The sequence below is a fragment of the Thiocapsa rosea genome (assembly GCF_003634315.1).
GTDB lineage: Bacteria > Pseudomonadota > Gammaproteobacteria > Chromatiales > Chromatiaceae > Thiocapsa > Thiocapsa rosea.
The window spans coordinates 4,053,800-4,080,554 of record NZ_RBXL01000001.1 but is presented as its reverse complement, the minus strand read 5'-3'; the positions used below and the strand labels follow the sequence as shown (position 1 = coordinate 4,080,554).

23 protein-coding genes and 1 tRNA gene are annotated in these 26,755 nt (G+C 59.8%); 5 read left to right on the top strand and 19 right to left on the bottom strand.

Translation table 11 applies throughout. From position 1 onward, the window contains the following. Positions 1 to 200: 200 nt before the first annotated feature. From BDD21_RS18345 to BDD21_RS18265, 16 genes are all read right to left on the bottom strand, one after another. Positions 201 to 1,934: a hypothetical protein gene (locus tag BDD21_RS18345; RefSeq protein ID WP_120798390.1), complete on the bottom strand. Its 1,734-nt coding sequence runs from the start codon at positions 1,932 to 1,934 to the stop codon at positions 201 to 203. Between the two features lie 152 nt (positions 1,935 to 2,086). Then, on the bottom strand, positions 2,087 to 3,043 hold the full coding sequence (locus BDD21_RS18340) for an IS1595 family transposase (protein WP_120796983.1): 957 nt from the start codon (positions 3,041 to 3,043) through the stop codon (positions 2,087 to 2,089). Positions 3,044 to 3,252: 209 nt separating this feature from the next. After that, positions 3,253 to 4,476 carry an alpha/beta hydrolase family protein gene (locus tag BDD21_RS18335; protein ID WP_170164813.1) on the bottom strand — a complete coding sequence of 408 codons (1,224 nt, stop codon included), beginning with the start codon at positions 4,474 to 4,476 and terminating at the stop codon, positions 3,253 to 3,255. 630 nt (positions 4,477 to 5,106) lie between these two features. Next, positions 5,107 to 5,322, bottom strand: coding sequence for a DUF3565 domain-containing protein (locus BDD21_RS18325; protein WP_120798387.1), 216 nt, complete (start codon positions 5,320 to 5,322; stop codon positions 5,107 to 5,109). 562 nt (positions 5,323 to 5,884) lie between these two features. Next, entirely contained in the window at positions 5,885 to 6,331 is a 447-nt protein-coding gene (locus tag BDD21_RS18320) for a hypothetical protein (protein ID WP_211335095.1), read from the bottom strand. An 86-nt stretch (positions 6,332 to 6,417) separates the two neighbouring features. Beyond that, complete coding sequence (locus BDD21_RS18315; RefSeq protein WP_120798379.1) at positions 6,418 to 6,720, bottom strand: DUF2442 domain-containing protein; 303 nt, start codon at positions 6,718 to 6,720, stop codon at positions 6,418 to 6,420. Positions 6,721 to 6,722: 2 nt separating this feature from the next. Continuing rightward, positions 6,723 to 6,977 (bottom strand): DUF4160 domain-containing protein, encoded by a 255-nt coding sequence (locus tag BDD21_RS18310; RefSeq protein WP_120798385.1) that lies wholly within the window; start codon positions 6,975 to 6,977, stop codon positions 6,723 to 6,725. Positions 6,978 to 7,097: 120 nt separating this feature from the next. After that, the gene (locus BDD21_RS18305; RefSeq protein ID WP_147431142.1) at positions 7,098 to 7,772 is read right to left on the bottom strand and encodes a hypothetical protein; all 675 of its coding nucleotides are present in this window, start codon (positions 7,770 to 7,772) and stop codon (positions 7,098 to 7,100) included. Between the two features lie 49 nt (positions 7,773 to 7,821). Continuing rightward, positions 7,822 to 7,889: transfer RNA gene (locus tag BDD21_RS18300), tRNA-OTHER, on the bottom strand. A gap of 106 nt (positions 7,890 to 7,995) precedes the next feature. After that, on the bottom strand, positions 7,996 to 8,214 hold the full coding sequence (locus BDD21_RS29255; RefSeq protein ID WP_211335094.1) for a type II toxin-antitoxin system HicA family toxin: 219 nt from the start codon (positions 8,212 to 8,214) through the stop codon (positions 7,996 to 7,998). After that, a complete protein-coding gene (locus BDD21_RS18290; protein ID WP_120798383.1) occupies positions 8,211 to 8,426 on the bottom strand; it encodes a type II toxin-antitoxin system HicB family antitoxin in 216 nt (71 codons plus the stop codon). The genes BDD21_RS29255 and BDD21_RS18290 overlap by 4 nt, the downstream gene beginning before the upstream one ends. 121 nt (positions 8,427 to 8,547) lie before the next feature. Further along, positions 8,548 to 9,447, bottom strand: a complete 900-nt coding sequence (locus tag BDD21_RS18285) for a hypothetical protein (protein WP_147431140.1) — start codon at positions 9,445 to 9,447, stop codon at positions 8,548 to 8,550. A gap of 321 nt (positions 9,448 to 9,768) precedes the next feature. Beyond that, a complete protein-coding gene (locus BDD21_RS18280) occupies positions 9,769 to 10,692 on the bottom strand; it encodes a cation efflux transmembrane domain-containing protein (RefSeq protein ID WP_120798381.1) in 924 nt (307 codons plus the stop codon). Between the two features lie 183 nt (positions 10,693 to 10,875). Then, the gene (locus tag BDD21_RS18275; protein WP_147431139.1) at positions 10,876 to 11,289 is read right to left on the bottom strand and encodes a hypothetical protein; all 414 of its coding nucleotides are present in this window, start codon (positions 11,287 to 11,289) and stop codon (positions 10,876 to 10,878) included. Between the two features lie 121 nt (positions 11,290 to 11,410). After that, positions 11,411 to 11,713: a DUF2442 domain-containing protein gene (locus BDD21_RS18270; protein ID WP_120798379.1), complete on the bottom strand. Its 303-nt coding sequence runs from the start codon at positions 11,711 to 11,713 to the stop codon at positions 11,411 to 11,413. Between the two features lie 2 nt (positions 11,714 to 11,715). Next, on the bottom strand, positions 11,716 to 11,970 hold the full coding sequence (locus tag BDD21_RS18265) for a DUF4160 domain-containing protein (RefSeq protein ID WP_120798378.1): 255 nt from the start codon (positions 11,968 to 11,970) through the stop codon (positions 11,716 to 11,718). A gap of 405 nt (positions 11,971 to 12,375) precedes the next feature. On the opposite strand from BDD21_RS18265, the gene BDD21_RS18260 reads away from it, so the two are divergent. Next, entirely contained in the window at positions 12,376 to 13,782 is a 1,407-nt protein-coding gene (locus BDD21_RS18260; RefSeq protein ID WP_120798377.1) for an integron integrase, read from the top strand. A gap of 110 nt (positions 13,783 to 13,892) precedes the next feature. Here the strand turns inward: BDD21_RS18260 and BDD21_RS18255 are convergent, their stop codons facing one another. The 3 genes from BDD21_RS18255 to BDD21_RS18245 form a co-directional block, all read right to left on the bottom strand. Then, positions 13,893 to 14,363: a hypothetical protein gene (locus tag BDD21_RS18255; RefSeq protein ID WP_120798376.1), complete on the bottom strand. Its 471-nt coding sequence runs from the start codon at positions 14,361 to 14,363 to the stop codon at positions 13,893 to 13,895. 247 nt (positions 14,364 to 14,610) lie between these two features. Continuing rightward, on the bottom strand, positions 14,611 to 16,830 hold the full coding sequence (locus BDD21_RS18250; RefSeq protein WP_120798375.1) for a CHASE2 domain-containing protein: 2,220 nt from the start codon (positions 16,828 to 16,830) through the stop codon (positions 14,611 to 14,613). A gap of 139 nt (positions 16,831 to 16,969) precedes the next feature. Then, complete coding sequence (locus BDD21_RS18245) at positions 16,970 to 19,903, bottom strand: ATP-binding protein (protein WP_120798374.1); 2,934 nt, start codon at positions 19,901 to 19,903, stop codon at positions 16,970 to 16,972. 371 nt (positions 19,904 to 20,274) lie between these two features. Here BDD21_RS18245 and BDD21_RS18240 point away from each other — a divergent pair, with 371 nt between their 5' ends. The 4 genes from BDD21_RS18240 to BDD21_RS18225 all read left to right on the top strand — a co-directional run bounded on the left by BDD21_RS18240 (position 20,275) and on the right by BDD21_RS18225 (position 26,750). Continuing rightward, positions 20,275 to 23,583, top strand: a complete 3,309-nt coding sequence (locus BDD21_RS18240) for a TonB-dependent receptor domain-containing protein (protein WP_120798373.1) — start codon at positions 20,275 to 20,277, stop codon at positions 23,581 to 23,583. A 208-nt stretch (positions 23,584 to 23,791) separates the two neighbouring features. Further along, positions 23,792 to 24,631 (top strand): hypothetical protein, encoded by an 840-nt coding sequence (locus BDD21_RS18235; protein ID WP_120798372.1) that lies wholly within the window; start codon positions 23,792 to 23,794, stop codon positions 24,629 to 24,631. A gap of 147 nt (positions 24,632 to 24,778) precedes the next feature. Beyond that, a complete protein-coding gene (locus BDD21_RS18230) occupies positions 24,779 to 25,123 on the top strand; it encodes an STAS domain-containing protein (RefSeq protein WP_170164812.1) in 345 nt (114 codons plus the stop codon). Continuing rightward, positions 25,086 to 26,750, top strand: a complete 1,665-nt coding sequence (locus BDD21_RS18225; RefSeq protein WP_170164811.1) for a SpoIIE family protein phosphatase — start codon at positions 25,086 to 25,088, stop codon at positions 26,748 to 26,750. The genes BDD21_RS18230 and BDD21_RS18225 overlap by 38 nt, the downstream gene beginning before the upstream one ends. The last annotated feature ends 5 nt before the right edge of the window (positions 26,751 to 26,755 follow it).

The window sequence follows — 26,755 nt, the reverse complement described above, 5'->3', positions numbered from 1 at the left end:
GCCGAGGCTCGCCCAGGGCTTGACTAGCGCAACACGTCAGATGTGCCGAGACCGTTCGTTGTCGTTGTCGTAATCGACTATCGATAGGATTACGAGCACGATTACGACAACGACAACGACAACGAGGATCATCTCGGACGGTCTTGGAATCTCTGCACCGCTACACGCGTGCTGTGCCGATACGCCCGTCGCGTTCAACCTCAACCGGGCGCCTGATGCAGGGTGATCTGGGTGAAGGGGATCTCCCAGCCGTTGTCGTTGCACGCATCGACCAGGATGCGCTGGATCGCGTGGCGGATCAGCGTCGTTTGGCGTGCGACCTCGCCTGCCACATCGACGTGGATCTCGTAATCGAGCGATGAGGGTGCAGCCGATTGAAAATAGACCGCAACCGCCTTGATCTGCTCGCGCGGAACCAGATCCGGCAGAAGCTGCTCAAGCTTCTCGCGCATCCGTTCGGGCACCTCGGTGGTCGCGATCGCCTGATGCCGATAATCGATCCCGAAGGTCGAGACGATGCGGAAACCCTCCGACAAACGGCGCGGGTTCAGACCAGCGAAGACATCGGTCGGATAAACGACGTCCTCGCCGCCGAGCTCGCTGAGATGCACGGCGCTCGGGCTCTGTCGCGACACCTGCCCCATGCGGCCGTCCGCCAGCTCGACCCAATCACCGGTTCGGGTCGGAAACCACTCCTCGTCCGCTCCGGCGGGACGGGAGTAGTGTCCGACCAAGGCATTCACCGGGATCTCCTGCAGACCGCCGTCGAGCCGCGGATTGACCAACCGAGCCCTGAAGCCGAGCACCTCGACCTTGTAGGGAAGAGCGTTGAACAGGATGCGCTCGCCCTCTCGGACCGCGCCGATATTCAGGACCAACCTCACGGTTTCGATCTGGCTCGGAAGCGTCTTGATGCTGGCCCAGGCGACGCCGATCAGGAAGATGACGATGATGCCGAGCATGAACCAATCGCCCGCCATATTGAACACCAGCATCATCGCGATCAAGCCGCCCAGAACGCTGAAGACGTGCAAGATCAATGCGGTCAGACGACTGCTGAACTTCGTTCCCGCCGCTCCCGCGGTCACTTTCGATGCTTGGAGCCGACCGATCAACGACGATAAATATCTGACCCCGAAGAAAACCACACAGAAAGCGCCGACCGCCAGAAGAAGATTCAGTCCGCGGGTCTGGAAGAAGCGCTTCGCGTAATCGGTTGTTTCGTCGAAAACGGATTGGCGCTGTTTGAGCCGATTCTCAAGCTGGAGATCAAGCGCTGTGTAGCGATTGGCGGTATCGTCGGCGATGCGTTGCCAGTGCTCGAGCCGCTCTTCCAGCCGGCCTCTGAGATCGTCGGATGGCCCCTCGGCGAGGTGGCGCTCCAAACGCGCGACCGCTTTCTCCGCAAGCGCCTTGCGCTCCCCGACCTGATTGAGCTCGGCGCGCAACGCACCGATGGCCCGGGATTCGGCAGTCGCACTCTCCAATTCGGCCAGGATCGGCTTGAGCAGCTTGCTGAGCTCGTTCTGCCAATCAAAGGGTTGATCGATCTCGTCGATGAAGGGCCGAAGATCGATCTCCAGGGAGAACCGCTCGAACTGCAGACGCCGCTGATTCAGTTGCTCCCTGAGCTCGCGAAGATCATCGCCGAGCGCCTGTCTGGTCACATCATCCTCGGCCGCGATCAGCCTGCGCTGCGTCTCCGCCACCTGCTTCTCTTGGCTCGACAATGCCTTGTGCAGTGCTTCAAGCGATTGGAGCGACGCGGTATCACGCGTCTCGAACGGCAGCGCGAAGGGGGATGGCTCGGGTTCTGAAGCGTCCGGGAAACCGTTCGGCACCGAGTCTTGGGAAATGGACGGCAACGGCAGGCCTAGGGCAACCAGGATAGCCGCAGCGGCAAAGCGTCGGAGGTGAGTTGTGTATCGGTGCATAGTACCTCGCAGGATGAGCCTAAACCGCGTCCAGAGCGAGATGCTCACTTTCGCGTGAGTTCGACGTTGGGTGCATCCACGGCCCTTAGCGGGAACGCGGTTTAGATTTTTATATTTTTTGGTGATTAGCGTCGTGCCTCAGCCAGAGCATTTCACGCCGTGCGGACGGCGCCCTGGCGCAGCCATTTCTCGGGGCTGGGCGGGGTGCGGACGCTGGCATGGAGGAGTCGCCCGACCAGCGAGGGCAGATCGAACCGGCGGTTCAGGCGATACTGCGCCTCGGCGAGGTAGCGCGCCAAGTACTTGTGGACGTTGACGTGGTGATAGGTGCCCCGGATCGCGGTCTTGAGGTTGGAGATGACGGTATTGACCCAGCGGAACGCATCGATCTCGCTGGATTTGCGCGGGCTGACCACGATCGCCCCGTAGGCGGCGACTTCTGCCCCGGCGCAGCCGAGGCTCGCGAAGGCGTCGGTGACGAGGTGTGCGTCGGGATCCAGCGCCTTGCGCACCCACGCGCGCAGCGTGTCGCCCTTCAGATCGGGGAGCGGGTCGAAGCGCACGTGTCGGGGATGACCGTCGTCGCCGACTTCCACCGCGGCGATGAACACGGCCTTGCCTTCGGCGCCGCGTCCGCGTTTGCCGCCGCGGCGCTTGCCCCCGACGACGGCGTCGTCGGCAACAACCACGCCGGTGAGGAGGCGACCGGACTCGCGCTCGGCCATGGCTTCGAGGAGTTTGTGCTTGAGCCGCCAGGCGGTGCGATAACACACGCCGAGATGGCGTTTGAGCGACAGTGCCGAGAGGTTGTTCTTGTTCTGCGTCACCAGGTACATGGCTTGAAACCATTTGGTCAGCGGCAGCTTGGAGCTCTCGAACAGGGTCCCGCACGTCAGCGAGGTCTGCACCCGGCACTGCGCGCACTGCCAGTAGGTGCGCCCGTCGGCGTGGAAGCGACTGTGCGAGGTGGCTCCGCAGTGCGGACAGACGAACCCCTGCGGCCACCGCGACGCCTCCAGGGCCGCCGCGCACTGGGCTTCGGTGCCGTAGCGTGCGAAGAAATCGTCCAGGGACATGCCCGGCTGGAATTGAATCGGGTTCTGCGGCATCGCCGTCGGCCTCGCTGCGGTTGGAGATGCCTGTAGTGTGCGCCGGGGGGTGGCTCAATCCGTGAGCCTGCCGGCTCGAAAATCGCTGGCTGAGGGACGACGCTAATCACCTATTTTTTAATAACTTAAACCGCGCCGGCTCCGACAATGATCGGAGCCGGCGCGGCCAAGCCAATCCAACAAACGACGCATACCGCGCTGGGCGCGGTTTAGGTCGCAACGCGCGGCGCAGCTGCGTCATCGGCGAGCACGCCGTCGAGCCAGTCGAACATCCGTTGATGAAAGAGCGATCGTCCCATCATCGCGCAATGATCGCCGGCGCCTTCGGCCGCGAGAAAGCGCGCGAGCATTTTCGGGCTTTCAAGGGCAGCGTAGACCTCCTCTGCCGATGCCGCCAAGGCATCGTTCTCCTCCCAAGCAAGGAACACCGGGCAACGAATCGACCGAACCGCCTGCCGATTGCTGTAGAGGCGCGCGATCTCCAGATACTCGGCGAGCGAGTCGATGCCGTGGACCCAAAAGGCCCGCTGGACAATCTTCCACCGCAGGGCGGGCGTCGCCTCGATCCGCTCCATGTAGGGTGCGAAGAGCGCCGGATCCGCATGGCGCGGATCCTCCAGCGCCTCGACGGGCAGATCGGCGAGCATCTTCTTCATCGGCCCCAGCAGCTCCATGAGGCCGGGATCGGCGACACAAGCCGCCAGCCGCGACTCGCCTCCTGCAGCACGCAGAGCGAGATAGCCCCCGAAGCTCCAGCCGGCAAGTGCGAGCCGAGCGGGATCGATTTCGGGGCGCGTGATCGCGTAGTCGACCACCGCACGCACGACCCTCTCCCAGTCCGGCCGCATCGGCAACCCCTGCTTGATGAGGACGCGCCCCTGCCCCGGCCCGTCGAACAGCAGGCAGTGATAACCCCGCCGGTTCGCGGCCACGGCAAATGCGAAATAGAGTTCATGGACCGTCGAATCGTATCCGTTGGTAACGATCAGCGTCCGTCCGCGCCCCCGGACATGCGACGCCCGGCAGAAATAGCCCGGCAACGTCGTCCCCTCGTAGGGGATCTCCACCGCCTCGAGCGGCGGAGTCGCGCGCTCGGCGAACGCCGCAAAGGTCGCCGACTCGCGCTCGAATGCATGCACGAGCGCAGGCGCCGGCGGCGCTCCGAAGAGCGGGATGTAGGACGTCCGATAATAATTGGAGGCACGCAGGTAGGCCTCCCGCGCGCTCAACCTGTGACCGGCCGCTGCGCACGCGTCGCCGATCACAGCAACGCGATCCGCCGTCGCCAACCATTCACGATGCCACGCGGCCGCGTCGCCCGGCGGAACACCCTGCATGGTCACCATGCACTCTCCGAAGTCCGCCCCGCCGAATTGCGTGTGCACGAGCGTGCGCATCGCCTGCTCGTCGAAAAAAGGGTCTGTTGAAAACATCGGATCTCCCGTTCTCGGTGAAGCTCCGGGCGCGTTTCGGGAATCCCGGAGCAAACCTGCCAGGCCCTTGTTCAGCCAACCGGCCGGAAGCGACGCTACCGAAGGTCGCGAAGCGACACCACCCCGGGATCGACGACTTGCAGTCGTCTTCTTCCACTGCGTTGACGGCCGCCAGGGCTGCAATGAACTCTCACTCATCAGCCCGGCCAACTAAATCTCAATCTTGAATTCTCTCTTACCGATGCCGTGAGCTCCGTACCAATGGAGTTCCGCTGTATGTACGGCGCCATCTAGAAATTGGACGCGCGCGAAGCCTTTACGTTTTCTCCAGCTTCCCTTGCCGTATTGCTTTCTGAGTCGGGGCAAGTCACGTATACCAGTTCCGACTTCGACGGGCTCAACGCCCTCAATTTCCCCGATGATTTGACAATCCACAATAGGATTAACCGTTTCTGCGCCTAACGACCATGCTCAGCCGACCCGTGCGCGGCAAGACGTTTGAGATTTACCACGGCGCCGGCCGCGTGGGGTCGTCTGGAGCGACTTGGGTCTTGTCGGATTTAGCCAAAATTGCGAGAGTGCGCCTACCACCGACGAAGCGGGACGGACGGCCAACGACAACCTCCATGGCTAGGCCTTCGGCCACCAGTCTCGAGGCGCTTCTTGATCGCACTTCTTGCAAGCGAGAACTCGTCCAAGAAATTCGGTACGGCCCTCTGGTGTGACAACCCAAGGACGATTCGTCCATGGTGGATTATGTCTAACGTGCTGGTTGTGACCGCACTCGAGCTCCGCCACCCAATGTTGCTCTTCATCTTGATGAAAGCCGACAATCCGTTTGTTCATGGAACTCTTCGACGCCTAACGCCATGCTCAGCCGAGCCGGTTGAGCGAGAGCGAAACCGGCGTCGGCTGGAGCAACTCGTTAGGCGATTTCGTCGGTTTGATTCAATTCCTGAGACTAAACAACCACCGGCTAAAGCCGGTGGGTTTGCGTTACGGACTGAAAGTCCGGATACGCGTCGACTAAGCGACGCGTCTAGTCGAGGTCGGTTGAACATTCTGACAACGCAGCTCGGCACAACGAAAGTCGTCGCCAGCTTCGAGGTAGAGCCAGCCAGAACTTGACAGGCGAGTTGTTTGCATCGCCTCACCTGTCGAGTAGACACCGATGATAAGCGTACAAGCATGTACGAACATCGCCTCGACTCACACCCATCGAAATGGTTGCAGATGAAATCTGCCCGCCTGAAAGGCGGGGGTTTAAACCTTTGATATCGAAATTAAATCGACCCTAGCCCCTTTAATTTTCTTGTTGGGCGATTCTTTCATTCAGCTTGACGCTGTTCACGAATAACGTGGTCTGTCCCGGTTATTCACTTTACTTCTATCTCACATTTGCTCCGCTTCATCCTTCCCCGAACTTCGGCTTCTGGCTACTTACCTTTTCGTATTTACCAGTCGCTGTTACGTTGTGCCCAAATGGACAAGTTCCCTCTTGCTTCACTACCAGTTTACCCTCTCCAAACGTCATTATAATCGTGCAATCCTCTTCGCCTTCCTCCGGCTTAAAGACGGCTGTATCCTCCTCTATGAATGCTATTCCGCTACCGTATCCCGTGTTGGCGTCTGGTCCTGCCGCCGTCCTGTATTCATATATTCCAAGAAACTCTACCTGAAGCCTCTGCTTTCCTAGTGCCCAGACTTTGAATGTGCTGCTCCTGTCTCGCCAAGTTCCGTTCACTTGAGCTGCCGTAACAATCTTCTGCCCGGAAGGGGAGGCTAAAGATATTTGCGGGAAAGATGAAGATAAAAACGTGGCGCAAGACAGAAATAGAATATGAACGACTTTCATTTTTTCCTCCGAACAAACCGATTCGCGCATCAGCGGAAGGCGTCTAACGTTGAACACAGCCCGCTGCTTGCCGGCCGGCCGCCGCATCAGCGGCGGCCGGCCGGCAAGCGGTCAGGCTGGTGTGCTGGTTGGGCGACTGCTGGTGCGCGCACCGCGGTCTCGGCTGGGGGATGCATGGCATAACGGTACAAGGTTGTTGGCTCGATATCGACGCTCCCGCCTTGAAATTGCAGGCAACCCCAGTCGGGATCGATTTCCGCTGATCCGAGTTCGTCAACCGAGATATGGCTGCCGATTAGCGGCTCTAAGTCAACCGTAGCGCGGTCACCGTTGGCGAAGGTAAGGGCAAACTTGAACCCAACGCGTTGTTCAAAGGTGGCGAGCTTCATTCTTACTCCAGCGGTTCAATGCGGTGGAAGTTTTGCGTGTCCCACATTTCGATCAGTTCCTGCTGGTGTGCTTCGGCCCATTCTCGGACAAGTTGTCGGCAACGCTTGGGAATACGACCTTCAACGATGTTCAAATTCTCTAATTCCATCACTGCCAGATGCTCGCCATACTTGATATGGATGTGCCGCGGTGGATGCTCATTGTCTATGAGGAACATCCTGATGACGATTCCGTAGAAACGGCAAATTTCAGGCATGCTGAGGTAGTTTCGTCAGGGCCTTCATCGCCCAACGTTACGCCTAAAGCGGCGCGCGCCACTGATGACCTTGCGAGTTAACACGACGCCCGTGGCGAGCGCTCGCTATTAAGGCGTATGTTAGCTGTTCTTCATGACGGGCTTTCGGGAAAGATGTTGTTTCTTGCTTTGAATGTTCCAACCCGCCGTCTTTCTTAGATATTTTTCCAAAGCTACGACATTAGTCCAGTAGTGTTGGTGAAAGCTATTTTTGGGAGACTGTACGAGATCTCTAACAATATAGCCAAAAAAACGGTGAACCTCGAATCGCTTCTGAATTTCCACGGGGTCCAAAAGCGCGAGTTCCTTTGCAATGTCTGGATTCACCCTATTTGCCTTATTATTTATCGCGTTGATCCATTCTCCATGTGCAATCTTGTTTCGCAGTTCACTTGGTTCAGCGATGTAAACTTTTGTGAGCGACTTCAGCTTCTTAAGCCTATTGTTCAGATCCTGCCTTGTTTGCGCATTACCTACTTTACGCATTGCGTCGGTCAGCATCAAATCCCATGCCTGAGCAATCCCGTTTTTTTTCTTGATGTTCAGAATATGACTAATCTCTGAATAGCTGAAGCCGCTTCGCGTGAACAAGATCTGAATAAATTGAGCTTCCGACCAAGCAGAGTAAAGCAGCGAAAAAAACTTTGTCTTAACCGTAACCTGATACTCATCTCCTCTTCTGGTATAGAAATTAATGTCTTTTAATAAACTCCCTCTGATTTTCCAAAGCTCACGTACGTTTTCGCTTTGAGCCATGTATAGCTCGAAAATCTCCTGATCCGTCATGGCGAGCTTGCAAAATAGGTGGGTGGGATGGGAATCGAACCCACATAATCCGCCGAGGCGAATGCACTAGCCATATTGTGCTACCCCCATTGATCTTTCAGCAGCGATCAAGCTCAGCCGGCCGCGCTGCGTTGAGCTCTCAGATTAACTACGCCGCGTCTGCGCGGCTCGGCTGGAGCGACTTGTTAGCCGACTAGCAATTGGAATTGCTCTCTTGACATCTCACAATCACGGAGAATTTTTGCAAATATCCAGGTCCGATTGACTCTCCAGAATGCACCGGAACGACAGTTGTTCGACCGTCTGCATGACGCAGGAAATGATGACTTCCCTTTATTCTGACAATTCGAAAATCTGCCTGACCCAAAGCATCGACGACTTGTTTCCCGCTGAGTGATGGCAGCTTGCTCATGCGGCAACAGTTATCTTTTGAATTCCAACAAAATCAAGCTCGTCAAATTCATCTTGTTGCACTTCAAGGTAAAGCTCAATCGCCTCGCGAATTCTTTCCATTAGAATGTCGAGCGATTTAGCTTGAGTATGGCAGCCAGGAAGCGACGGAACAGACGCAATTAGGTATCCTTCCGTGTCCCGCTCGATTACTACGTTAAAATTCTTGTTCATTACATTTCTCGGTTTTGGCAGGTCAGTCTGTTTTGGGCTAACGTTTTGCGGACCCCGCGCCCACTTGCCTGCCGGCGCTAAGGCGCCGGCAGGCAAGTGGGCGTCGGAGGTGCCGCAATTGTTAGCTGTTCTCGAAAGCAAGTGTTTCGATATTCTTGCCGTCGTAGTGATTCATGTTCGGATGTTCCATCCAAAACGACATGACGTCACAGGGTTCTGCTATCTGCTCTGTTTTCAGGAGTTCACTAGTGTGCTCCTCGTCGTAGGGCGCCCCAAGACCGCTGATAGTCGTTGCGTCCCCCACCACGGCATGATTTAGCGGCATAATCTCTTCCGGTCGGAGCCGTCCGCCCTGAATGCTCACAATGCCGCCGGGACGGGAGGGGATTCGATGAATGAACGGCGAGACGACTTCATGATACCCAGGCTCCGATGGTGGTAAGTGACGAAAGCAGGGCTGGGGAGCAAGATCATCTGCGTAAACCCATGCCTCGATGCTATGGGTTCGATTGTTCGTCGACTCTCGATATACATCTAATATAAGATCGGGAGTGTCGGTGTAGTTCGTGTCCAAGCGGAACCCCATTTTCCCGAAGTTCGACATGGCGATTTGTTGAAGGTCCGTGACGTCGTCGATCTTCGGCAAACTTGTCATGTAGAGGAAAGCGATATTGGTGCACTTCTTATTTCCTTGAATATTCCATGCGGACGTCCGGAAATGCTGTCCTTCTAGAATGGATTTCTTGAACTCTGCTTTCGTGTGATGAAACAGCTCTATCAGCGGCCTGTCGTTTTCTAGCCTTGCTGCGCCCGTTGTGTAGCGGTGAAGAAATTTGGGAGCAAGTATCGAACACCTATAAAGGAAGCTCCCGTCTTTCAGGCGAGATACTAGATCGGAAGTCTCAAAGCGAAGCTTCAATAGATTTCCGTGCGAAATATCAACGGCAAGATCACAGACATCGCCATGATCGAACCTGGATATCACGCTTCCAGCGAAGAATAGAGGTTGAATCCAGCTCAACTCTCCTCCGATCTCTGAATAAATTTGGTCTGGTATGACTAACGAATACCCTTTCCCATGCACCAGCTTGCACTTCACGAATCCAGTGTAGCGTTGGTCGCCGAACTTCCTCTGTGAGCGCTCGAACGCGTCGAGATAGATGCGCTGCCCTCTGGTTTTTGTTCTGTTGAATCGGAGGTCTGACATTTGTTCAGCTAACGCCCGGCTCACGCGCCTGTTTGGAGCCGCAAAGCGGCGGAAAATCGGTCGCCGTGCAGCCGATTGTTATGTCTGTCTCTGGAGCCATTTTTCCTCTTCGTAGGGTTTATAAGAGCAAACACTTTAACCGGCCCGCGATCGTTCAGAAATCAGCACGAACACCTCAGCGCCTTCCAAAACACGATGGATAGCCTGAGTCAACTTATCTTGAAGTGCATCTACCTCAGATGCCAATACTTTACTCATAGGGTTATAGTAGACGGTGACCACATAGGTTCGCCCCATCTTAATAACAGTAAAATCCTGTACCTGACCAGCCGATTCTTGCAGGACAGGACGGGCAGCTCGCCGAGCAGCAGCAACTTCACTTGGTCGAGCAGTAGACCCAACCAGCTCACCGACACCAACCTTGAAATCATTCCAAAACTCGCCGATGACAGCCAGACAAAGAATCAACACAATCAAAGAATCTGCAATGGGTACAATTGGAGCAATAATGCTATCTTGGAACAGGTAAACTCCAACAAAGCCTACGGCAACAATACCGGTGAGTAATCCATCAAATGCGGCTGCTTTGGCTTCCAGGCGCAAGATGTCACTGCGTCGTCCACTTGATATCCAGTTTCGGTAATGAAATGCCCAAAGGAAGGCACATAAAATACCAATGATGAAGAAATATATTAAGATAGGGCCAAAAACCAACCCGGAAACCTCTCCATAGGCGAAATAGGCATGTATGGAGATGGCAGCAGAGCCTGCAGCGAAAATTATTAAGCCGAGAATTGTCAGAGATCTAAATGTCGTAAACAAGGATTCCTCAGCTGCATACCCCATCGGCCGCATATTGTCAGGACTGTTTTTAAGCCTTTGACTAACTCGCAAACCAAGAAAAGCAAAAATAAATGATATCGTGGAAAAAAGCCCATCCATCATGATAGCGGCTGAGTTACCAAAGAGGCCTGCAGCAACTCCAGCCACACCCATTACTACACTGCCAATCATGGCAACAATCATAGAACGCTTTTCCCGACGGGAAATTTCAGTCATTTTTCCTACCCATACTCAAGTCAAAAGGAGCATTTAGACATAACGTCACACCTAAGCCGACCCATACTGCGCTGCGATGAGGCCGAATCCAAGTACGAAGCTACGTGCGCAGTATGGGGTCGGCTTTAGGTGCGTGTTAGGCTTTTTTTACATTGCATATCACGCATCTACCAAGGCATCCGGTTATTTGTTGGTGCCGACATTTACAATGACATCTTGAATTATCATTCGTGCGCCAAAAACAGTTCCAAGCGCGAGCAGGAAAAATGGAATGAAAGCTAAGAACTGCTTGACTTTGGTGGAGCGAGACAAAGCCCATGAATGATAAGGCTCCACGCGAATAGAGAAGAAGAAATGCTGGAAATACATATACATCGCGATGTAGGAAATGACTTCGAGACCCGTTAAAGCAAGACTATCTGCTTTCTTGGCCAAGTATGATATTCCTCCTGTCGCAAACATCCAGCTCATCCAGTTAAACCACAAAGGCGTATATTTTTCAAAAAAACCTTGTATGGAATAAGACCACTCATCTTCAGTTTTGCGAGCAGAAAGGTTAATTATTCGATCTTTACCATATTCGTCTTTTTGCGCCATTTTTGCTCCGGTACCGGATCCTGTCCGATGGCTCAACGCTCAGGTGGAAACAGTTATGCGAAAACAATATTTGGTTGCCTAACGTTGAACACAGCCCGCTGCTTGCCGGCCGGCCGCCGCATCAGCGGCGGCCGGCCGGCAAGCGGTCGGGCTGGTGTGCTGGTTGGGCGACTGCTGGTGCGCGCACCGCGGTCTCGGCTGGGGGATGCATGGCATAACGGTACAAGGTTGTTGGCTCGATATCGACGCTCCCGCCTTGAAATTGCAGGCAACCCCAGTCGGGATCGATTTCCGCTGATCCAAGTTCGTCAACCGAGATATGGCTGCCGATTAGCGGCTCTAAGTCAACCGTAGCGCGGTCACCGTTGGCGAAGGTAAGGGCAAACTTGAACCCAACGCGTTGTTCAAAGGTGGCGAGCTTCATTCTTACTCCAGCGGTTCAATGCGGTGGAAGTTTTGCGTGTCCCACATTTCGATCAGTTCCTGCTGGTGTACTTCGGCCCATTCTCGGACAAGTTGTCGGCAACGCTTGGGAATACGACCTTCAACGATGTTCAAATTCTCTAATTCCATCACCGCCAGATGCTCGCCATACTTGATATGGATGTGCTGCGGTGGATGCTCCTTGTCTATGAGGAACATCCTGATGACGATTCCGTAGAAACGGCAGATTTCAGGCATGCTGAGGTAGTTTCGTCAGGGCCTTAATCGCCCAACGTTGGAGCTAAGCGGAATCAGCCGAGCGGTAGCGAGGCTGATTTCCGCTTCAGCGACCCGCTGGTTTCGAGGTCTGTCAGGCCGCTCCAATGGCTGCATACCGGTTTGCGGCGCCCAAGAGCAGCGGAGAAAGCTCTTTCCGTTCAGAGAACCAAAAACGTTTCAGTATCAACTTCGTTATACTGAAACGTTTTTGGTTCTCTGAATAGCACGGATCTTGAGATTTGTCAGCTTCTTTCGGTTTCGCCGCAATAAACGCCTGTGTATTGCTCCATGCCTATCACGTTCCGTGAAACCAGCGTGTTCTAGGTTGCATGCGTCGTTATGTGTACTAGACTGCATGCAGTCTAGCGCAAGAGTAGCCTAAGGATGCCACTAGTCAACCCCGCCAGGCCACGCCGTGAGGACGGTTCGCCGTCGAACTGGGATCGTTACCTGGATCTCCTGATCCGTCGTCAGGTTCCGGCGAAGTTCCGTCAATGGTACGTCCGACGGGTCGAGGATTTCCTGAAGGACCTCAAGCCGACGACTTTGTCGGCGTTGACGGCCGAGCAGGTCACGGACTACCTGCGACGCATGTCGGCCCGCTCCGATCTGGCCGACTGGCAGATGCGTCAAATCGTCGATTCCTTGCGCTTGCTGTTGGTTGACCTAGCGCAGGTTCCCGCCGGGAAAGGGGTCGATTGGGACTATTGGTGGGAGGGTCAGCGGACCCTGCCCCCCGAGCACGCGACGATCGCGCGAAGTACGGCCATAAGTGCCGATGACCGCGCCGGTCCACGGGCCATCGGTGTCCCGCGATTCAGCCGCTCGGCACAGACGTTTCCGATCCTGGAAGACTTGGCGCGAACCATTCGTGCCATGCAGTACGCGATCCGTACCGAGCAATCCTACGTCGATTGGTGTCATCGCTTCTTGCTCTTCTGCGGGAGCAAGCCGCTGGATGCTTTGGGCGTCCCCGATGTGCAGCGGTTCTTGAGTCACCTGGCGGTGGAGCGCTCGGTCTCGGCCAAGACGCAGAGCCTGGCGTACAACGCGGTGGCGTTTCTGTTCAAGCACCTCCTGGAGCGTCCGCTGGAGGACGTGAAGTTCTCGAAGACCAGGAGGCAGGCACGGCTCCCCGTGGTCTTGAGTCGCGACGAGATGCGGGCACTGCTGGCGCACATGGACGGCACGTTCGGACTGATGGCTCGGCTGATGTACGGCACCGGCATGCGATTGATGGAGTGCGTACGGCTGCGGGTGCTGGATGTCGACTTCGACAACGGCTTGATCCTGGTGCGCAACGGCAAGGGCGGCAAGGACCGGGCGGTGCCCTTGCCGCAGCGGCTGCGCGAGCCGTTGCAGGCCCATCTTGCGCGGGTCGAGGCACAGCATCGAAACGACTTGGCGGCCGGTGGTGGAGCCGTGTACCTGGCGCCCGCGCTGGCGCGCAAGTACCCGAGCGCGCAACGCGACTGGATTTGGCAGTTCGTGTTTCCCAGCGCGCGGCTGTCGCAGGATCCCGACTCGGGTCAGGTGCGCCGGCATCATCTGCACGAATCCTCGTTGCAGCGAGCGGTCAAGGCCGCGGGTCAGGCGGCGCGGATCGCGAAGCGCGTGAACTCCCATGCCTTGAGGCACTCGTTCGCAACCCACCTTCTGGAAGCCGGATATGACATCCGCACGGTGCAGGAGCTGCTCGGGCATGCAGATGTGTCGACGACCATGATCTACACCCATGTGCTGAATCGGCCGGGGGTGCTGCCGGTGAAGAGCCCGGTGGACGCGATCTAGAGGGAAACCGCTCCGCGTCCTCCTGGGTCCATGCCGGCAGCCACGCGTCGCAACCCGCAGGCGCCTATCCTTCCGTCCCGCGCCCAGCCGATTCAGTCAGAACGGCTCCGTTAGGGCGCAAACCCCAGCGCCGCCCGCAAGCCCGCCGCGTCGCCGATGAATTCCACGCTCGTGATGCTGCCCCCTTCGGATTCGATCAGGGTCGCCTTCCCGGGCTCGCGCGGGAACATGGCGGTCTCCTCTGCTTCGCGCCCCAGCAGCATGGGATAGGGCCGCTTGCGCATCTTGGGCAGAGCGATCATCGAGGTCACCATACCGGGCATGGCGCTGATGTCGGAGACGTATTGGATGCCGGCGGCGGAGAGCGACTCGGTCGTCTGATCCGCGAGTGCGGTCTCGACGAGGGCGGAGACGTCGCGCTCTGCGCTGAAGATCAGCAGGCGGGTGTTCGCGTCGATGGTTTGGGTGGTGTCGTGTTGGTCCTGCAGCGTCAGGACGGGCATGGGTGCGCCGGTCTCGAACGAGGCAGCGGACACAAAGGCGGGAAGGAGAAGCGGAATGATGAGCAAGGATGTCGGCATCTGGTGTGACCTCGGTGAGAAAGGGGTACGAAGTCCGGCGTTGACCGGAACTCGGGCGATCTGCGGCGGTGGCGGTTGTCTCGAGGACTGAGTGTAAAGGGATCAGTGACCCTAAATCCGGCATTGGGAAACGCAAGACCACCCCGGTATGCGGTCAATGCGCGCCGGGAGGGTCATGATTTGGTCCGGCTCGGTGATATGGAGACGCGTTCGTCGGGCAACCAGGGTCGGCCTTCCAGGTCGGGCGCTATTTGGCATCCATCCGGATCACGCGCGGGTCCTCGCCCTGCCCCGGCTCGCTCGGCATGCGACGGCATCGCTCCAGATAGAACCGAGATGGACCGTCGTCCGGGTAATCGTCCAGGATCGTCTGGAACCGCTCGGCGGCAACGGACCAGTGCGCCTGCTGATACAAGGCCAGCGCCGACTCGAAGACCTCGCACAGGTGCATCTGCGCTTCGGTGGCGGTCTCCCGTTTGGCCAAGACCTCGTAGACCGGGATCGCGTCGGTCTTGCCGACGAATTGGAAGGCGCCGAGCGAGCGCATCACCAGGTTCTCGAATCCCGCCACCACCTCGCCCGTGGCCAGGATCTGGGTCCCGACGTGCTTGTTGAGCCCCTCGACGCGCGAGGCGGTATTGGCCGAGTCGCCGACGATGCTGTAGACGAAGCGCCCGCCTCCGCCCGCGTGGCCGACATAGACATAGCCCGCCTCCAATCCGATGCGCAGACGCGCACCGGGCATGTTGTGGCGCTTCCTGAAGTCTTTGATCGCCTCCCCGGCATCCAAGGCAGCCAGCAGGGCCTTACGGCGCGGGTCGGGCAATGGCTTGTCGGCGATCCATGCGCACATGATGGCATCCGCACGGAACTCGGTGACATGGACGCCGTGCTTTTTCAATGGCGCGGCAAGTGTTTCGAAGTAATCGTTCAGAAACTCTGCAAGCTCGGCCGGCGGTAAGGTCTCGGCGATGGTGGAAAAGCCGGCCATGTCGGTGGCGAGACAGGTGCCGTAAACGACCTGGTTGAGTTTCCCCGGCTCCAGCCGATTCTGGACCAGATCCCGCACGAGCTCGTCGGGCAGGTAGTAGTTGATCGCCGCGCTGATGCGCAGACCGCGACGGCGCTCGATCAGGTACTGACCGAGCAGGCCGACGAAGAGGCCAATCGGCGCCATGACCAGGAGGGGCGTCGCAACCGGCAGGATCAAGGCACGCTCGACGAACATCCAGTGCGCCGCCCCGCCATAGCCGGCGATCAAGACCAAGGCCGCGGGTACGCCGATGTAAACGGGCAGCGCATAGGCGAGAACGCCGAGGACGAGACCGAATACCAACAGGAGCGCCGCGGCACCGAGGTGGTCAAGCTGTGTCAGTGACCGATTGGTCAGCAGGTTGGCGAAGGTTGTTGCCGCGATCTCGACACCGCTCAGGTCCACTCCGTCCTCGCGCGTGAAGACGGTGTGAAAGCGGTCCGGCTGTCCCGGATCGAACAGGTCGGAATAGCCGACGAAAACCACCTTGCCGGCAAGGTTCAGCGCCTCGGGCGGCACGTTCGGATCCTCGATCCCCATGACCGCATGATAAGGCACCGTCGTAATGGTGCCCGGAGGACCGTAGAAATTGATGAAGCGTTGGGCGTCGTCCGCATAGAGGGCCGCAAGTGCGGCAACCGGGCCCGTGTCTGTCGTCGCAACGGCCCCCTGCAGCTCAGGCGACGCTTCAAAGATCGCCCGTAACCCGCGCATCAGCAGACGCAGCTGCACCGAGTCCGCGAAGGCTTCGTCCGGATTCGGCAGTCCGTCCAATGCATACGGATCGACGGCGCGGATTCGGTCGATGAGTGCGGGAAACGCGTCTCGCTCATGAATCTGCAAGACCACCGCCGGCAGCGTCGGCGAGGCGTCGGCACTCTCTTTGAACACCCAGAAGTGCTGGACCGAGGCGCCTTCCTTGGGCAGAGGAAAGCTCGCGACGGCCGCGGCGGACTCGGCGAGCGCCGAGAATGGCGGGACGGCGTCCTCCTCCCAGACCATCCCGACGTGGCGTCCGGACTGATCGGAGATGGGTCGCCGCTTGCCGGTGAGCAGTTCCACCAGAACGACATTGCCCGCCCGGACCACGGCGTCAACGAAGGCTTGATCGGACAGCGGGTCTTTGGCAATCCCGAAATGCACGTCGAAGGCGATGACCGACGCGCCGCGTCGCACCAAGGCGTCGACCAGCTCGCCATGTACGGATCTAGGCCACTCGCGCGGCAGACTCGGCAGCCCGAGCTGCTCGCCGGAACGGCCGTCGATGGCGACAACGACTACCTCATCGGGCGGCATGAGTGTGCCGCGGGCTTTGAATAAGAAATTCAGTCCAACGGACTGTTCCAACGCGATCCCGGGCGGCAACGCCTCCAAGACGAGGCCCGCCGATCCGACCGCCAGACCCACCAGAAGACCGATCAGCCATCGCCGCATGAAATGGTCCCACCGCGATCAGAGATGAAGAGCAACGATCGGAACACCGATCATCGCACTGATGACCCGCCTGACGATCGGCTCACCGGAACCGGCCGATCTCGGACCTCTTCCATCAGGGGGTCGGTCCGGCCTCCGGTCACCGATTGGTTGTTTGCTTGGCCCGGGCTTGTGTTCGGCGGCGACACCCGGGGCAGTCGTCGGATGAGGACGTCAAGACTCGGGCCGCATCCTGCGGCCTGCCCTGATCGGTCAAGAACCGCGACAGCGTCTCCACGGCACCCAGCTCCAGCGCCCTCGCCTGCTGCTCGCGCGCGAGCGTCAGGGCTCGGCATAACCCAGCCTCCACCTCATCGGTGGCCGCATCGCCTTGCTGCCATCGCAGCTCGGCCTGTAGCCGGTGGAGCTCGGCCTCGTACCAACGCTCCTCCGTGCGCTCGACCGTCGCCAACGCCTCGGCTACCGTATCGAGCGCATAATCCAAGTGTCCCGATCTGGAAAAAGCCTCGGCCAGCCGAGCAAGATAGTAGGGCCGGATCAAGGCCGCTCCGGTCGCGCCCCACTCCTCGAGACCCAAGCGAATCGAGACGATCCCGGCCGCCGGCTTCCCCTGCTCGGCCAACGCCCATCCCCGAAGGATGCGCCCGCCGGCCAGCCAAACAGCGATCTGCTCCTGCTCGCAGTGCTCGATCAGCCCCTGAGCCTCCGACTGTACGCGGGCCGGGTCCCCGACCCCGTGAGCAAGGAGCATGCGAGCCCAGAGGATCTGCGCGACCCCGAAGGGCTGCGCCAGCTCCAGGGCGAGCCGCAGACCCGTCTCGATACGGATCGATGCCTGCTCGGGGAACCCGAGGAGCCAGTACAGCAAAGCGCCATACATCTCGCGCACCACGACCGGATCTTCTCCGTATTGAGCGATCAAATGCTGACGCGTCGGAACGTTGAGTGCGAGTTGCTCGGCATCGACCTGGACCCGTGCCCGAGCGAGCTCGCCCGTGAAGAGGTCGGTCTGGCCGACTGCGTTGCGCGCCGGCAGGAGGCACTCCGACGCCTGAGCTCCTTCGATGACCTCCGCCAATTCCCGAGCCAAACTCCGTGCTTGCTGCAGATCGGCCCGGGTCACGAAGTAGTTCCAAAGGCCGCAAAGTACCGGCAGCAGGGTCGGCGTCTTCGGAAACTGTCGGCACAAGGCGTGAGCACGCCCGTAAGCATAGGCGACGGCCGGCGCACCGAACCCATCGGTCGCGATCGCGGCGCCCCCGAGCGCGATCTGCAGCTTCAGCTCCTCGCGTCCCCGCTCGGTATCCTGCGGCCAACGTGCGAGCAGCGCGAGTCCCCGACGAAGATGGACCTGGGCCGCCGCGGCGGCAAACCGCGTCAGAGCGGTCTCCCCGGCCAGGCGGTGATAGCGGGCCGCTCGGCGATCCTCGTGCCCCTGCTCGAAGTGCTCGGCCAGCTCGACCGCAATGGACGCTCCCTCGGTCCCGTGTCCGGCTTCCAGCCGCGCGCCGATCGCGCGGTGCAGGCGAACGCGCCGGCCGTGCCCGATGCGCCGGTAAAGCACCTCCTGGTAGAGCGCGTGGCGAAACGCGTAGACCTCTGTGAGGGTCCCATCAGGCCACTCGACCGGATCCCTCACGGTCACAAGCTGCTCGCGTCGCGCAAGTCCCTCGCACACCGCCTCGACCGCGGCCTCCGATAGGTCGAGCGCCGCTGCCACCGCCGCGATCGCGAACACCGGCCCCGCAACGCTGGCGGCCTCCAGCACCTGCTGCTCAGCCGGTTTCAGGCGCTCGACCTGCACCTCGATGAACTGCTGCAGGTCGGTCGGCAGATTCGCCGCCGCCGTATCGAGCCCGCCGCCTGTGCCCGCCAGCTCCGGATATTCTTTCAGGTATTCGGTCAGCTTGACCATAAAGAGCGGTTGCCCAGCCGAGCGACGATGCACCAAGATCGCAGCGGATCCCGCAGTCTCGGGCGGCAATCGGCTTGCGACATAGGTTCGTACCGACGTTTCGTCCAGTCCGCGCAAGGCGATCTCCCGGCTCTGACCGTGCCACTGCAGCTCGTCCTTGAGGGTCTTGAGCGGATGCTCCTTCCTGGTCAGCTCGATCGGCCGACAGGTGCCGATCACCAGGATGCGCGCCGCCTCCGGCCGACGCGCCAGCACCGCAAGGGCCTCGACGGTGGCCTGGTCGCACCACTGAAGATCCTCCAGGAAGAGGATCAGCGGCCGGGTGGCTGCGATTGCCTCCAATGCATCGGCCAGCTCCCGCTGATAGTGGTGCGCATTGACCGGGGCCTGACGGTGTTCCATAGCCTCGCGCTCGGGCGGCGTCAGCACGCCCGACAACTGGGCGAGCCAGCCCGGCGCTTGCTGGCGAAGATGAGCGATGACCGTCTCGCCCCGCGGTCCCCGACACAGGCGATTCAAAGCCTCGAGCATTGCCAGATAGGGCTCGCCCGCTCCGCTGTGCTCGACACACTGTCCACGTCCGAGCCAGATCTCGGCTGTAGGAAGCGGAGGGGAGAGCGGATGGGATAGCGAACGGGAGACCGACGGATCGATCAACGACCGGATCCAGGCGTCCACCAGCGTGCTCTTGCCGATGCCGGCCTCGCCGGTTACGAATAGGATGCGACGTAGGCCCCGGCAGACGTCCTCGTAGCAATCCCGAAGCTGTGCAAGCTCAGCGTCGCGGCCCAGAACCACGGGAGCAGCGTACGAGGGGAGCGTCGCGTCGCCGGCGACCGCCGAGCCGACCGGCGCAATGAAACGATAGCCGCGTCGGTGTAAGGTCTGGATATAGGTCGGCGCCTTGGGATCGTCCCCCAAAATCCGCCGCAGTTCGCCGATGGAAACCGCCAACGTACCCACGCCGACGACCGTCTTGCGCCATACCTCCGCCAAGAGACGGTCGTGCTCCACGACTTCACCGGAATGCTTGGCCAAATACCAAAGCACTTCGAGCGTCTTGGCACGCAGCGGAATCTCAGCCTCCTCCCGCCACAAGGGTCCACGGGGTCCGGCCAAACGATAGGGCCCGAAGCAGACTGCGGGCGGCGGTGTCATCGCGTTGCTGTGCTCCAGATAAGGCCGTCAGACCATTCCCTGTACACAAAGGCCCCGCCGATGGATTCGAAGGGACCTGATTCAGAACCAACACACTCCGGTCGGCGAGCGTCGCGCCATGACGGGCAGCGGCCGACCAAGCGCATTTCAGGCGGACGCCGAGCGTTTCATAGCAGGAATCACACGGAAATTAAATCGAAATTTAAGAGATCTTTAAGGACTCCCGAGGCGCGCGGCAGGTAGCCTAAGTCCAACAACCAGGCTAGGACAAAAGCAATCGTATGAACGACCACACCACTGCCCCTGCCCTCGCCGTCACGATGGCTGCTCTTCGATTCGAAACCCTCGCTTGAAGCTTCCATGAGGTCCGAATGAACATCAAGGCTTCACTCGGCATCGTGGCCCTCTGTTCGGCGGCGTTCTGGAACAACGCTCGCCCCGACGCGGCCTGCAACTCGGAAGCCGGTCGGCTGGTCTCGGTGCAGGGCGCCGTCGAGGTGCAATCCGCCGCAGGCGGCGAATGGCGAGAGGCCGCGCTTGAAGACCGGCTCTGCCAAGGCGATACCATCCGGGTCGGGATGCGCAGTCGAGCCGCGGTCGCACTTATCAACGATGCCGTTCTGCGGATCGACGAGAACACCACAATGCGGCTGTTGGCCGTCACCGGCCTGGATTCGGAACAGTCCTGGCTGGACCTCGTCGAGGGCGCCATCATGTCTTTCAGCCGCAAGCCCAAGCTGCTCAAGGTCAGCACGCCGTACCTTAACGGGTCGATCGAAGGGACCGAGTTCGTGGCTCGAATTCGGAACGATACAGCGCAGATTACCGTCTTCGAGGGGACTGTAGTCACCTCCAATGCCGAGGGTTCGCTGTCCGTATCGGGTGGCGGGACGGCGATCGCCGCGAAAGGCGGAGCACCGCAACCACGAATCCTCGTGCGCCCGCGCGACACGGTTCAGTGGTCGCTCTACTATCCGCCGATTGTTGCGGTAGGTGGAGCAAGAGACGCCGCGGGCAACCCATCGCTACGCGAGGCGGCTGACCTACTCGCCGTGGGACGGGTCGAGGAGGCCCGGGCCCTCGCGGAAAAGGCCATCGCGGACGGCTCTGACGCCGGTCTTGCGTTTGCGTTGAGGGCTGTGATCAAGGTCAGTCAGAACGATCGGGCGTCGGCTCTCTCCGACGCCGAGCAGGCCGTGAGCTTGACCGATGCAGCCGCCGCGAAGATTGCCCTATCCTACGCACTTCAGGCGAACCTGCGGCTCGAAGCCGCCCGCGATACGTTACTGCGTGCTGTCGAGCAGCACCCGAACGACGCCTTGGCCTGGGCGCGCTTGGGCGAGCTCCGATTGATGCTGGGCGAACGGCCAGCGGCGCTAGAGGCCGCCCAACGCGCCGTCGCGCTGCAACCCGAATTGAGCCGCACCCAGATCGTCCTGGGATTCGCGGCGCTCACCGAGATCCGTATCGCCGAGGCCCGGGCGGCCTTCGAGCAGGCGATCGCCCTGGACTCCGCCGACCCCCTGCCCCGCCTGGGTCTCGGTCTGGCCGAGATCCGCCGGGGCAACCTTGCCGAAGGCGGGCGCGAGATCGAGACCGCAGTGGCTCTGGATTCGAACAATAGCCTGCTGCGATCCTATCTGGGCAAGACCTATTTCGAGGAAAAGCGCCCACCCTTGGATGCCCAGCAATTCGCCATCGCCAAGGAACTCGACCCCCTCGACCCGACACCCTATCTCTACGACGCCATTCGTCTGCAGACGGAAAACCAGCCGGTGCGGGCGTTGGAGCAGATCGAACGCTCGATCGAACTCAACGACAACCGGGCGATCTATCGCGGGCGCCTACTCCTTGACCAGGATCGAGCGGCCAGAGGAACGAGTCAGGCCCGCATCTATAACGACTTGGGATTCACCCAGCTGGGCATCAACCAGGCAGCGATGTCCCTGGCCATCGATCCGTCGAATGCGTCGGCCCATCGCTTTCTGTCCGACATCTACCGAACAAGTCCGAGGGCCGAGGTCTCGCGGGTCAGCGACCTGCTCCAGGCTCAGCTCCTCCAGGACATCAATATCAACCCGATTCAGCCCAGCGTGGCGGCAACCAACCTGAACATCGTCGCCCGCGGCGGCCCGGCGGCAGCCGGCTTCAACGAGTTCACGCCGCTGTTCGAGCGAAACCAGATCCAACCGAACTTCAGCGCGCTTGCCGGCAGCAACGGGACATCGTCAATCGAAGGTGTTCTGTCCGGCATTTATGACCGCGTCTCCTTCAGCGCCGGCGGATTCCAATACGATACCGACGGCTTCCGGGAGAACGGAGATCTATCGCATCAGGTCGCGACCGTCTACGGTCAAGCCGCGCTTTCCGAAACGGTTAATCTCCAAGCCGAGTACGGAACACGCCACTCTGAGTGGGGCGACATCGCGATGAAGTTCGATCCGGCGGATGTCGATCCAACCTACCGGCGCAGCCTGGATGCGGATCTCTGGAGACTCGGCGCTCGTTTCACGCCCGCTCCGAACTCCAACATCCTCTTCTCCGTGATCGCCGCGGATCGGACGATCGAGGGCACGGAAAAGGACGAGCTGTTCTTCATACCCGAGCTGGGGAGCTTCGATCTGCGCACCGACGTGGAATCGGAAGATGTCACGGACCAGTACGACATCCAATATCTCTTTCAGGGTGATGCCTTCAACCTGACCCTCGGCGGTACCTATGCGGATCTAAACCGTCGGGATACGCTGGCGCTCGTCGTTGAAACGCCTTTCGGAGAAGATCCGCCGATCGAGCTCGAGACCGAATTCACCGTGCGCGACAAGCGCGCATACGCCTACGGTAATCTTCACCTCATTGAAGGTTTGATCTGGACGCTCGGACTCAGCTATCAGGACTATACGGAAGGCGGGGTTTTTGATTTCGACGAGACCAGCCCAAAGCTCGGCGTTCAGTGGCAGGCAACCGAAGCGCTCGTACTGCGAGGAGCCTATTTTCAGGGCGTGAAACCGGTACTCTCGAGCAATCGAACGCTTGAGCCGACTCAAATCGCCGGTTTCAACCAGTATTTCGATGACGCCAACGGGACCAAATTCGATCGCTACGGCATCGGAGCCGATTTGAAGGTGAGCCGGAGTCTCTTCTTCGGGGCAGAAGTGACCCGACGCGATTTGGAATCGCCGGTGATCAGCGAGGTCATCGGCGAAGGAATCTTCGAGAACAGAGAAGAATGGCTGAATCGTTTTTACGCCTACTGGACCCCGTCGGAACGATGGGCACTCAGCGCCGAGGTCACCTACGACAAGTTCGAGAACCAAACCGAATCGGTCTTGGCATTCGGCGTTCCGGCGACCGTCACGACGCTGAGCATTCCGTTGATTGCGCGCTACTTCCATCCGAACGGCTTTTTCGCGAGTGTCGGTGTCACCTACGTGGATCAGGAGGTGACCGGCGAGGAGGTCTATGCGTACCAAACAGGAAACAGCGACTTCGCCGTCGTGGATATAGGCGTCGGGTACCGCCTCCCGAAGCGTTGGGGCATCTTGAGTCTGTCCGTTCAGAATCTGCTCGACGAGCAGTTTGACTTCCTGGACAACAGCTATCGCAGCTTCCAGGACGAGCCGATGATCGGCCCCTACAGCCCGGGCATGGCTATCACGGCGCAGATGACACTGAATTTCTAATCGGAGAATAGGCATGACGACGCAGCAGCAAGGGGTCCTTCTGGGGGCATTGGCTCTATTAGGCGCATCGGGATCGGCATGGGGAACCGGCGGGGGAACACCCTGCATCGAGAGTCTACAGGGCACGGGTGCGACGGCTGTTCTCAGAGCAGTTGGCGACGGCGGCTTTTCCTGCTCAAGCATGTCTCCGGGCCCGGACGGAGGATCCATGCATAAAATCAACGGTTCCGTAACCTTGGTTGTCAAGGACGATTGGGGAGCCACCGTAACGAATGGGACGCAAGTCGACATCCAGGTCTCGAACGGTTTGCCGGGAAATGAAATCGACGCCGTATACATTCGTACTCAAGGCAACGGAGGTCGCTGCGTCTACAGCTTCTCGAACTATTCGGAATCGGCCACGGGTTTGCGGATCGGCGGCGCACATTTCAAAGCCTCGGATGTCACCGTCTGCTCGGACGGTGTCGGTACGTCTCCGCCCGAGGTGATCGAGCCGATCTCCACCGCTGCCGATGCCTGTGAGGGCGTGGTATTCGCGGGCGTAGACGCGGTGGGCGATCTCGCGGTCGTCTCAGGCGTGAGTCTGGACGGCAAGACCGTTGCGGTGTGCGCCGCGCCCGGATCGGAACAGTTTCAATGCGTCAACCGGTGCGAGAATTTCGAACCCAGAGGGGATACGGAAGCCTGTGCTCAGGCGAACCTCCAGCGCCAGTTGGGGGACGGACAGAAGGATCTGGATGCATGTCGACCGTGCGACCTTGCGGATCCAACATCACCGCCGGCTTTCGACAAAGATGGCAATCCGCTGTTTTATTGCTGGGAGTATGCAAGCAGCGTGGTGAGGAACCCTCCGTTGAATCCGTTGACGTACCCGACCGCGCCCGGCACTGAAGTCATCGCCGGAACCGAGATACCTCGGACTCCGGGAACGATCCTGCCGCACCCGAGCATCGGGGGTACCTCGTTCGAGGTCCAGTCGTACAATCCCTGCACAACGACAACGACCTGGCTTAACGGCCGACAGTACACCTATACAACCTGTCGGTAAGCTCAAGGCACTCATCGAGCGATCCGGCATCGCAAGCGGAGCTCGGGCGGAGCCCCGTGCCCTTGGAACAGGCGCGCAGAGGCCCGCCCGGACATCCGGATGACCCCGTCTCTGGGCGCAATTCTTCTCGTTAAACGGACACGGCCGATGCAGATCCACTCCGAGCTGTTGGACGACAACATCCTCAAAGTCACCCTGGAAGGACGCCTCGACGTCGAGGGGACGCAAGCCATCGATCTCAAACTCACGACCCTGACGGCGACGAGCCGCAAGGCGGTACTCGTCGATCTGAGTCAAGTCGACTTCCTGGCCTCCATCGGGATCAGGACACTCTTGACCTGCGCCAAGACGACGTCGAAACGCGGCGGGAAGATGCTTCTGGTCAACCCCCAGCCGATGGTTCGCGCGGTTCTGGATCGCTCGGGCGTTTCGTCCCTAATCCCGGTCTATGCCGATGCAGAGACGGCACTCGGAACCCTCGACGGCGCTTGAGGTGACCGACCCCGAGGGGCGCAAGGAGACGCAGGTCGAGGCGCTCGTGATCGCAAATCGGCTCGCCGAGATGCGTCTCGTCGAGACTTGGCTGAGCCAGATCACGAGCGCTTGGGCTCTGCCGGATCAGGTCGCCTTTGCGGTCGACCTCGTGATCAACGAGGCGGTGACCAATGTCATCAATCATGCCTTTCGCGACTCGGAGCGGCATGCGATCCGGATCCTTCTCCGCAACGGTGATGACGCCGTCGAGATCGAGGTCACGGACGACGGGGTCGCCTTCGACCCCATGACCCGTCTCGAGGTCGCGCCCGCCGCCGATCTGGATCACGCCGATATCGGCGGGCGCGGCATTCCCCTGATCAAGCGCTTCAGCACCGATCAGCACTACGAGCGTGTGGCGGGACGAAACCGCCTGCGAGTGCGTATTGCAAAACCCCCGTTGCGCGATGATCTGGATCTGATCGTCCGCCATGCCCTGTTCGCGGGCATCGAACCGACCATCTTGGAGCCGCTCTTGGCACGCTGCGAGGTCCGCAGCGTGCGGGTCGGCGAGATCATCCTGGAACCCGGTCAGATCAACCGGCATCTGCACCTCGTCCTGGAAGGCCGTCTGGAGGTTCATCTCGATCGTCTCGACTCGGGCGAAGGCTTCGCGATCGAGGCCGGCGAGTGCACCGGGGAGATCTCCGTCGTCGATTGCCGACCGGCCAGCGCCTTCGTGGTCGCAAGCATGCCGAGTCGCCTCCTGCTCCTGCCCGAAGCCATCCTCTGGGACGAGCTACTGCGGATTCCTCGAATATCGAGGAACTTCATGCGTCTCTTTGCCGACCGCATGCGTGCACGCACGCAGGTGATGCAGCAGGCGTTGGAACAGCGGCTGAGATACGAGCATCTGCAGCGCGAGTGGGACGTCGCACGCGAGATCCAACTCGGCATGCTGCCGCGTCGCTTGGACCTCGGACCCGAAATCGAGATCGATGCCGGGATGACGGCGGCACAGGAGGTCGGCGGGGACTTCTACGACGTCTTTCCGGTCGGCTCGGACGAGTACTGCATCGCCATCGGGGACATCTCCGGCAAAGGAATGCCGGCGGCGCTCTTCATGGTGCGCACCCTGACCATGCTGCGCAGCGAACTCTTGCTCGATCAACCGATCGACGAGGCCCTAAAGCGCATCAACTGCAGGCTCTGCGCCGAGAACCCGACGTCCATGTTCGCGACCTTGGTGATCGCCCTGATCGACAAGCGGACCGGGGTCCTGCGTTACGTCAATGCCGGCCATGATCCGATCCTGTTGGGAGATCGGGGCGTCGCGTACCGGATCCTGCCTCCGCCGCGCGGGATCTTGGTCGGCGCCTCCGAGGAGGCGACCTACGAGGTCGCGCACGTGGGGCTTCGACCGGGGGACGTCCTGGTGCTCTATACCGACGGTGTCACCGAGGCGATGAGCACGGACAGCCGCCTGTTTACGCTCGACCGACTCTTGGAATGCCTCTCGGAGCAACCTGCTCGCTCGGCGAGCGCGCTTGCTGACCGGGTCAAGGACGCAGTCAAAGCTTTCGCGGCGGGCGCTCGGCAGTCGGATGACTTGACGCTGGTTGTCCTCAGATACCGCGGATCCTAGCCGCG

Coding starts and splice junctions, on each gene's coding strand:
- BDD21_RS18345 (WP_120798390.1), bottom strand. CDS start 1,934: ATGCACCGATACACAACTCACCTCCGACGCTTTGCCGCTGCGGCTATC.
- BDD21_RS18340 (WP_120796983.1), bottom strand. CDS start 3,043: ATGCCGCAGAACCCGATTCAATTCCAGCCGGGCATGTCCCTGGACGAT.
- BDD21_RS18335 (WP_170164813.1), bottom strand. CDS start 4,476: ATGTTTTCAACAGACCCTTTTTTCGACGAGCAGGCGATGCGCACGCTC.
- BDD21_RS18325 (WP_120798387.1), bottom strand. CDS start 5,322: ATGAACAAACGGATTGTCGGCTTTCATCAAGATGAAGAGCAACATTGG.
- BDD21_RS18320 (WP_211335095.1), bottom strand. CDS start 6,331: ATGAAAGTCGTTCATATTCTATTTCTGTCTTGCGCCACGTTTTTATCT.
- BDD21_RS18315 (WP_120798379.1), bottom strand. CDS start 6,720: ATGAAGCTCGCCACCTTTGAACAACGCGTTGGGTTCAAGTTTGCCCTT.
- BDD21_RS18310 (WP_120798385.1), bottom strand. CDS start 6,977: ATGCCTGAAATTTGCCGTTTCTACGGAATCGTCATCAGGATGTTCCTC.
- BDD21_RS18305 (WP_147431142.1), bottom strand. CDS start 7,772: ATGGCTCAAAGCGAAAACGTACGTGAGCTTTGGAAAATCAGAGGGAGT.
- BDD21_RS29255 (WP_211335094.1), bottom strand. CDS start 8,214: ATGAGCAAGCTGCCATCACTCAGCGGGAAACAAGTCGTCGATGCTTTG.
- BDD21_RS18290 (WP_120798383.1), bottom strand. CDS start 8,426: ATGAACAAGAATTTTAACGTAGTAATCGAGCGGGACACGGAAGGATAC.
- BDD21_RS18280 (WP_120798381.1), bottom strand. CDS start 10,692: ATGACTGAAATTTCCCGTCGGGAAAAGCGTTCTATGATTGTTGCCATG.
- BDD21_RS18275 (WP_147431139.1), bottom strand. CDS start 11,289: ATGGCGCAAAAAGACGAATATGGTAAAGATCGAATAATTAACCTTTCT.
- BDD21_RS18270 (WP_120798379.1), bottom strand. CDS start 11,713: ATGAAGCTCGCCACCTTTGAACAACGCGTTGGGTTCAAGTTTGCCCTT.
- BDD21_RS18265 (WP_120798378.1), bottom strand. CDS start 11,970: ATGCCTGAAATCTGCCGTTTCTACGGAATCGTCATCAGGATGTTCCTC.
- BDD21_RS18260 (WP_120798377.1), top strand. CDS start 12,376: ATGCCACTAGTCAACCCCGCCAGGCCACGCCGTGAGGACGGTTCGCCG.
- BDD21_RS18255 (WP_120798376.1), bottom strand. CDS start 14,363: ATGCCGACATCCTTGCTCATCATTCCGCTTCTCCTTCCCGCCTTTGTG.
- BDD21_RS18250 (WP_120798375.1), bottom strand. CDS start 16,830: ATGCGGCGATGGCTGATCGGTCTTCTGGTGGGTCTGGCGGTCGGATCG.
- BDD21_RS18245 (WP_120798374.1), bottom strand. CDS start 19,903: ATGACACCGCCGCCCGCAGTCTGCTTCGGGCCCTATCGTTTGGCCGGA.
- BDD21_RS18240 (WP_120798373.1), top strand. CDS start 20,275: ATGAACATCAAGGCTTCACTCGGCATCGTGGCCCTCTGTTCGGCGGCG.
- BDD21_RS18235 (WP_120798372.1), top strand. CDS start 23,792: ATGCATAAAATCAACGGTTCCGTAACCTTGGTTGTCAAGGACGATTGG.
- BDD21_RS18230 (WP_170164812.1), top strand. CDS start 24,779: ATGCAGATCCACTCCGAGCTGTTGGACGACAACATCCTCAAAGTCACC.
- BDD21_RS18225 (WP_170164811.1), top strand. CDS start 25,086: ATGCAGAGACGGCACTCGGAACCCTCGACGGCGCTTGAGGTGACCGAC.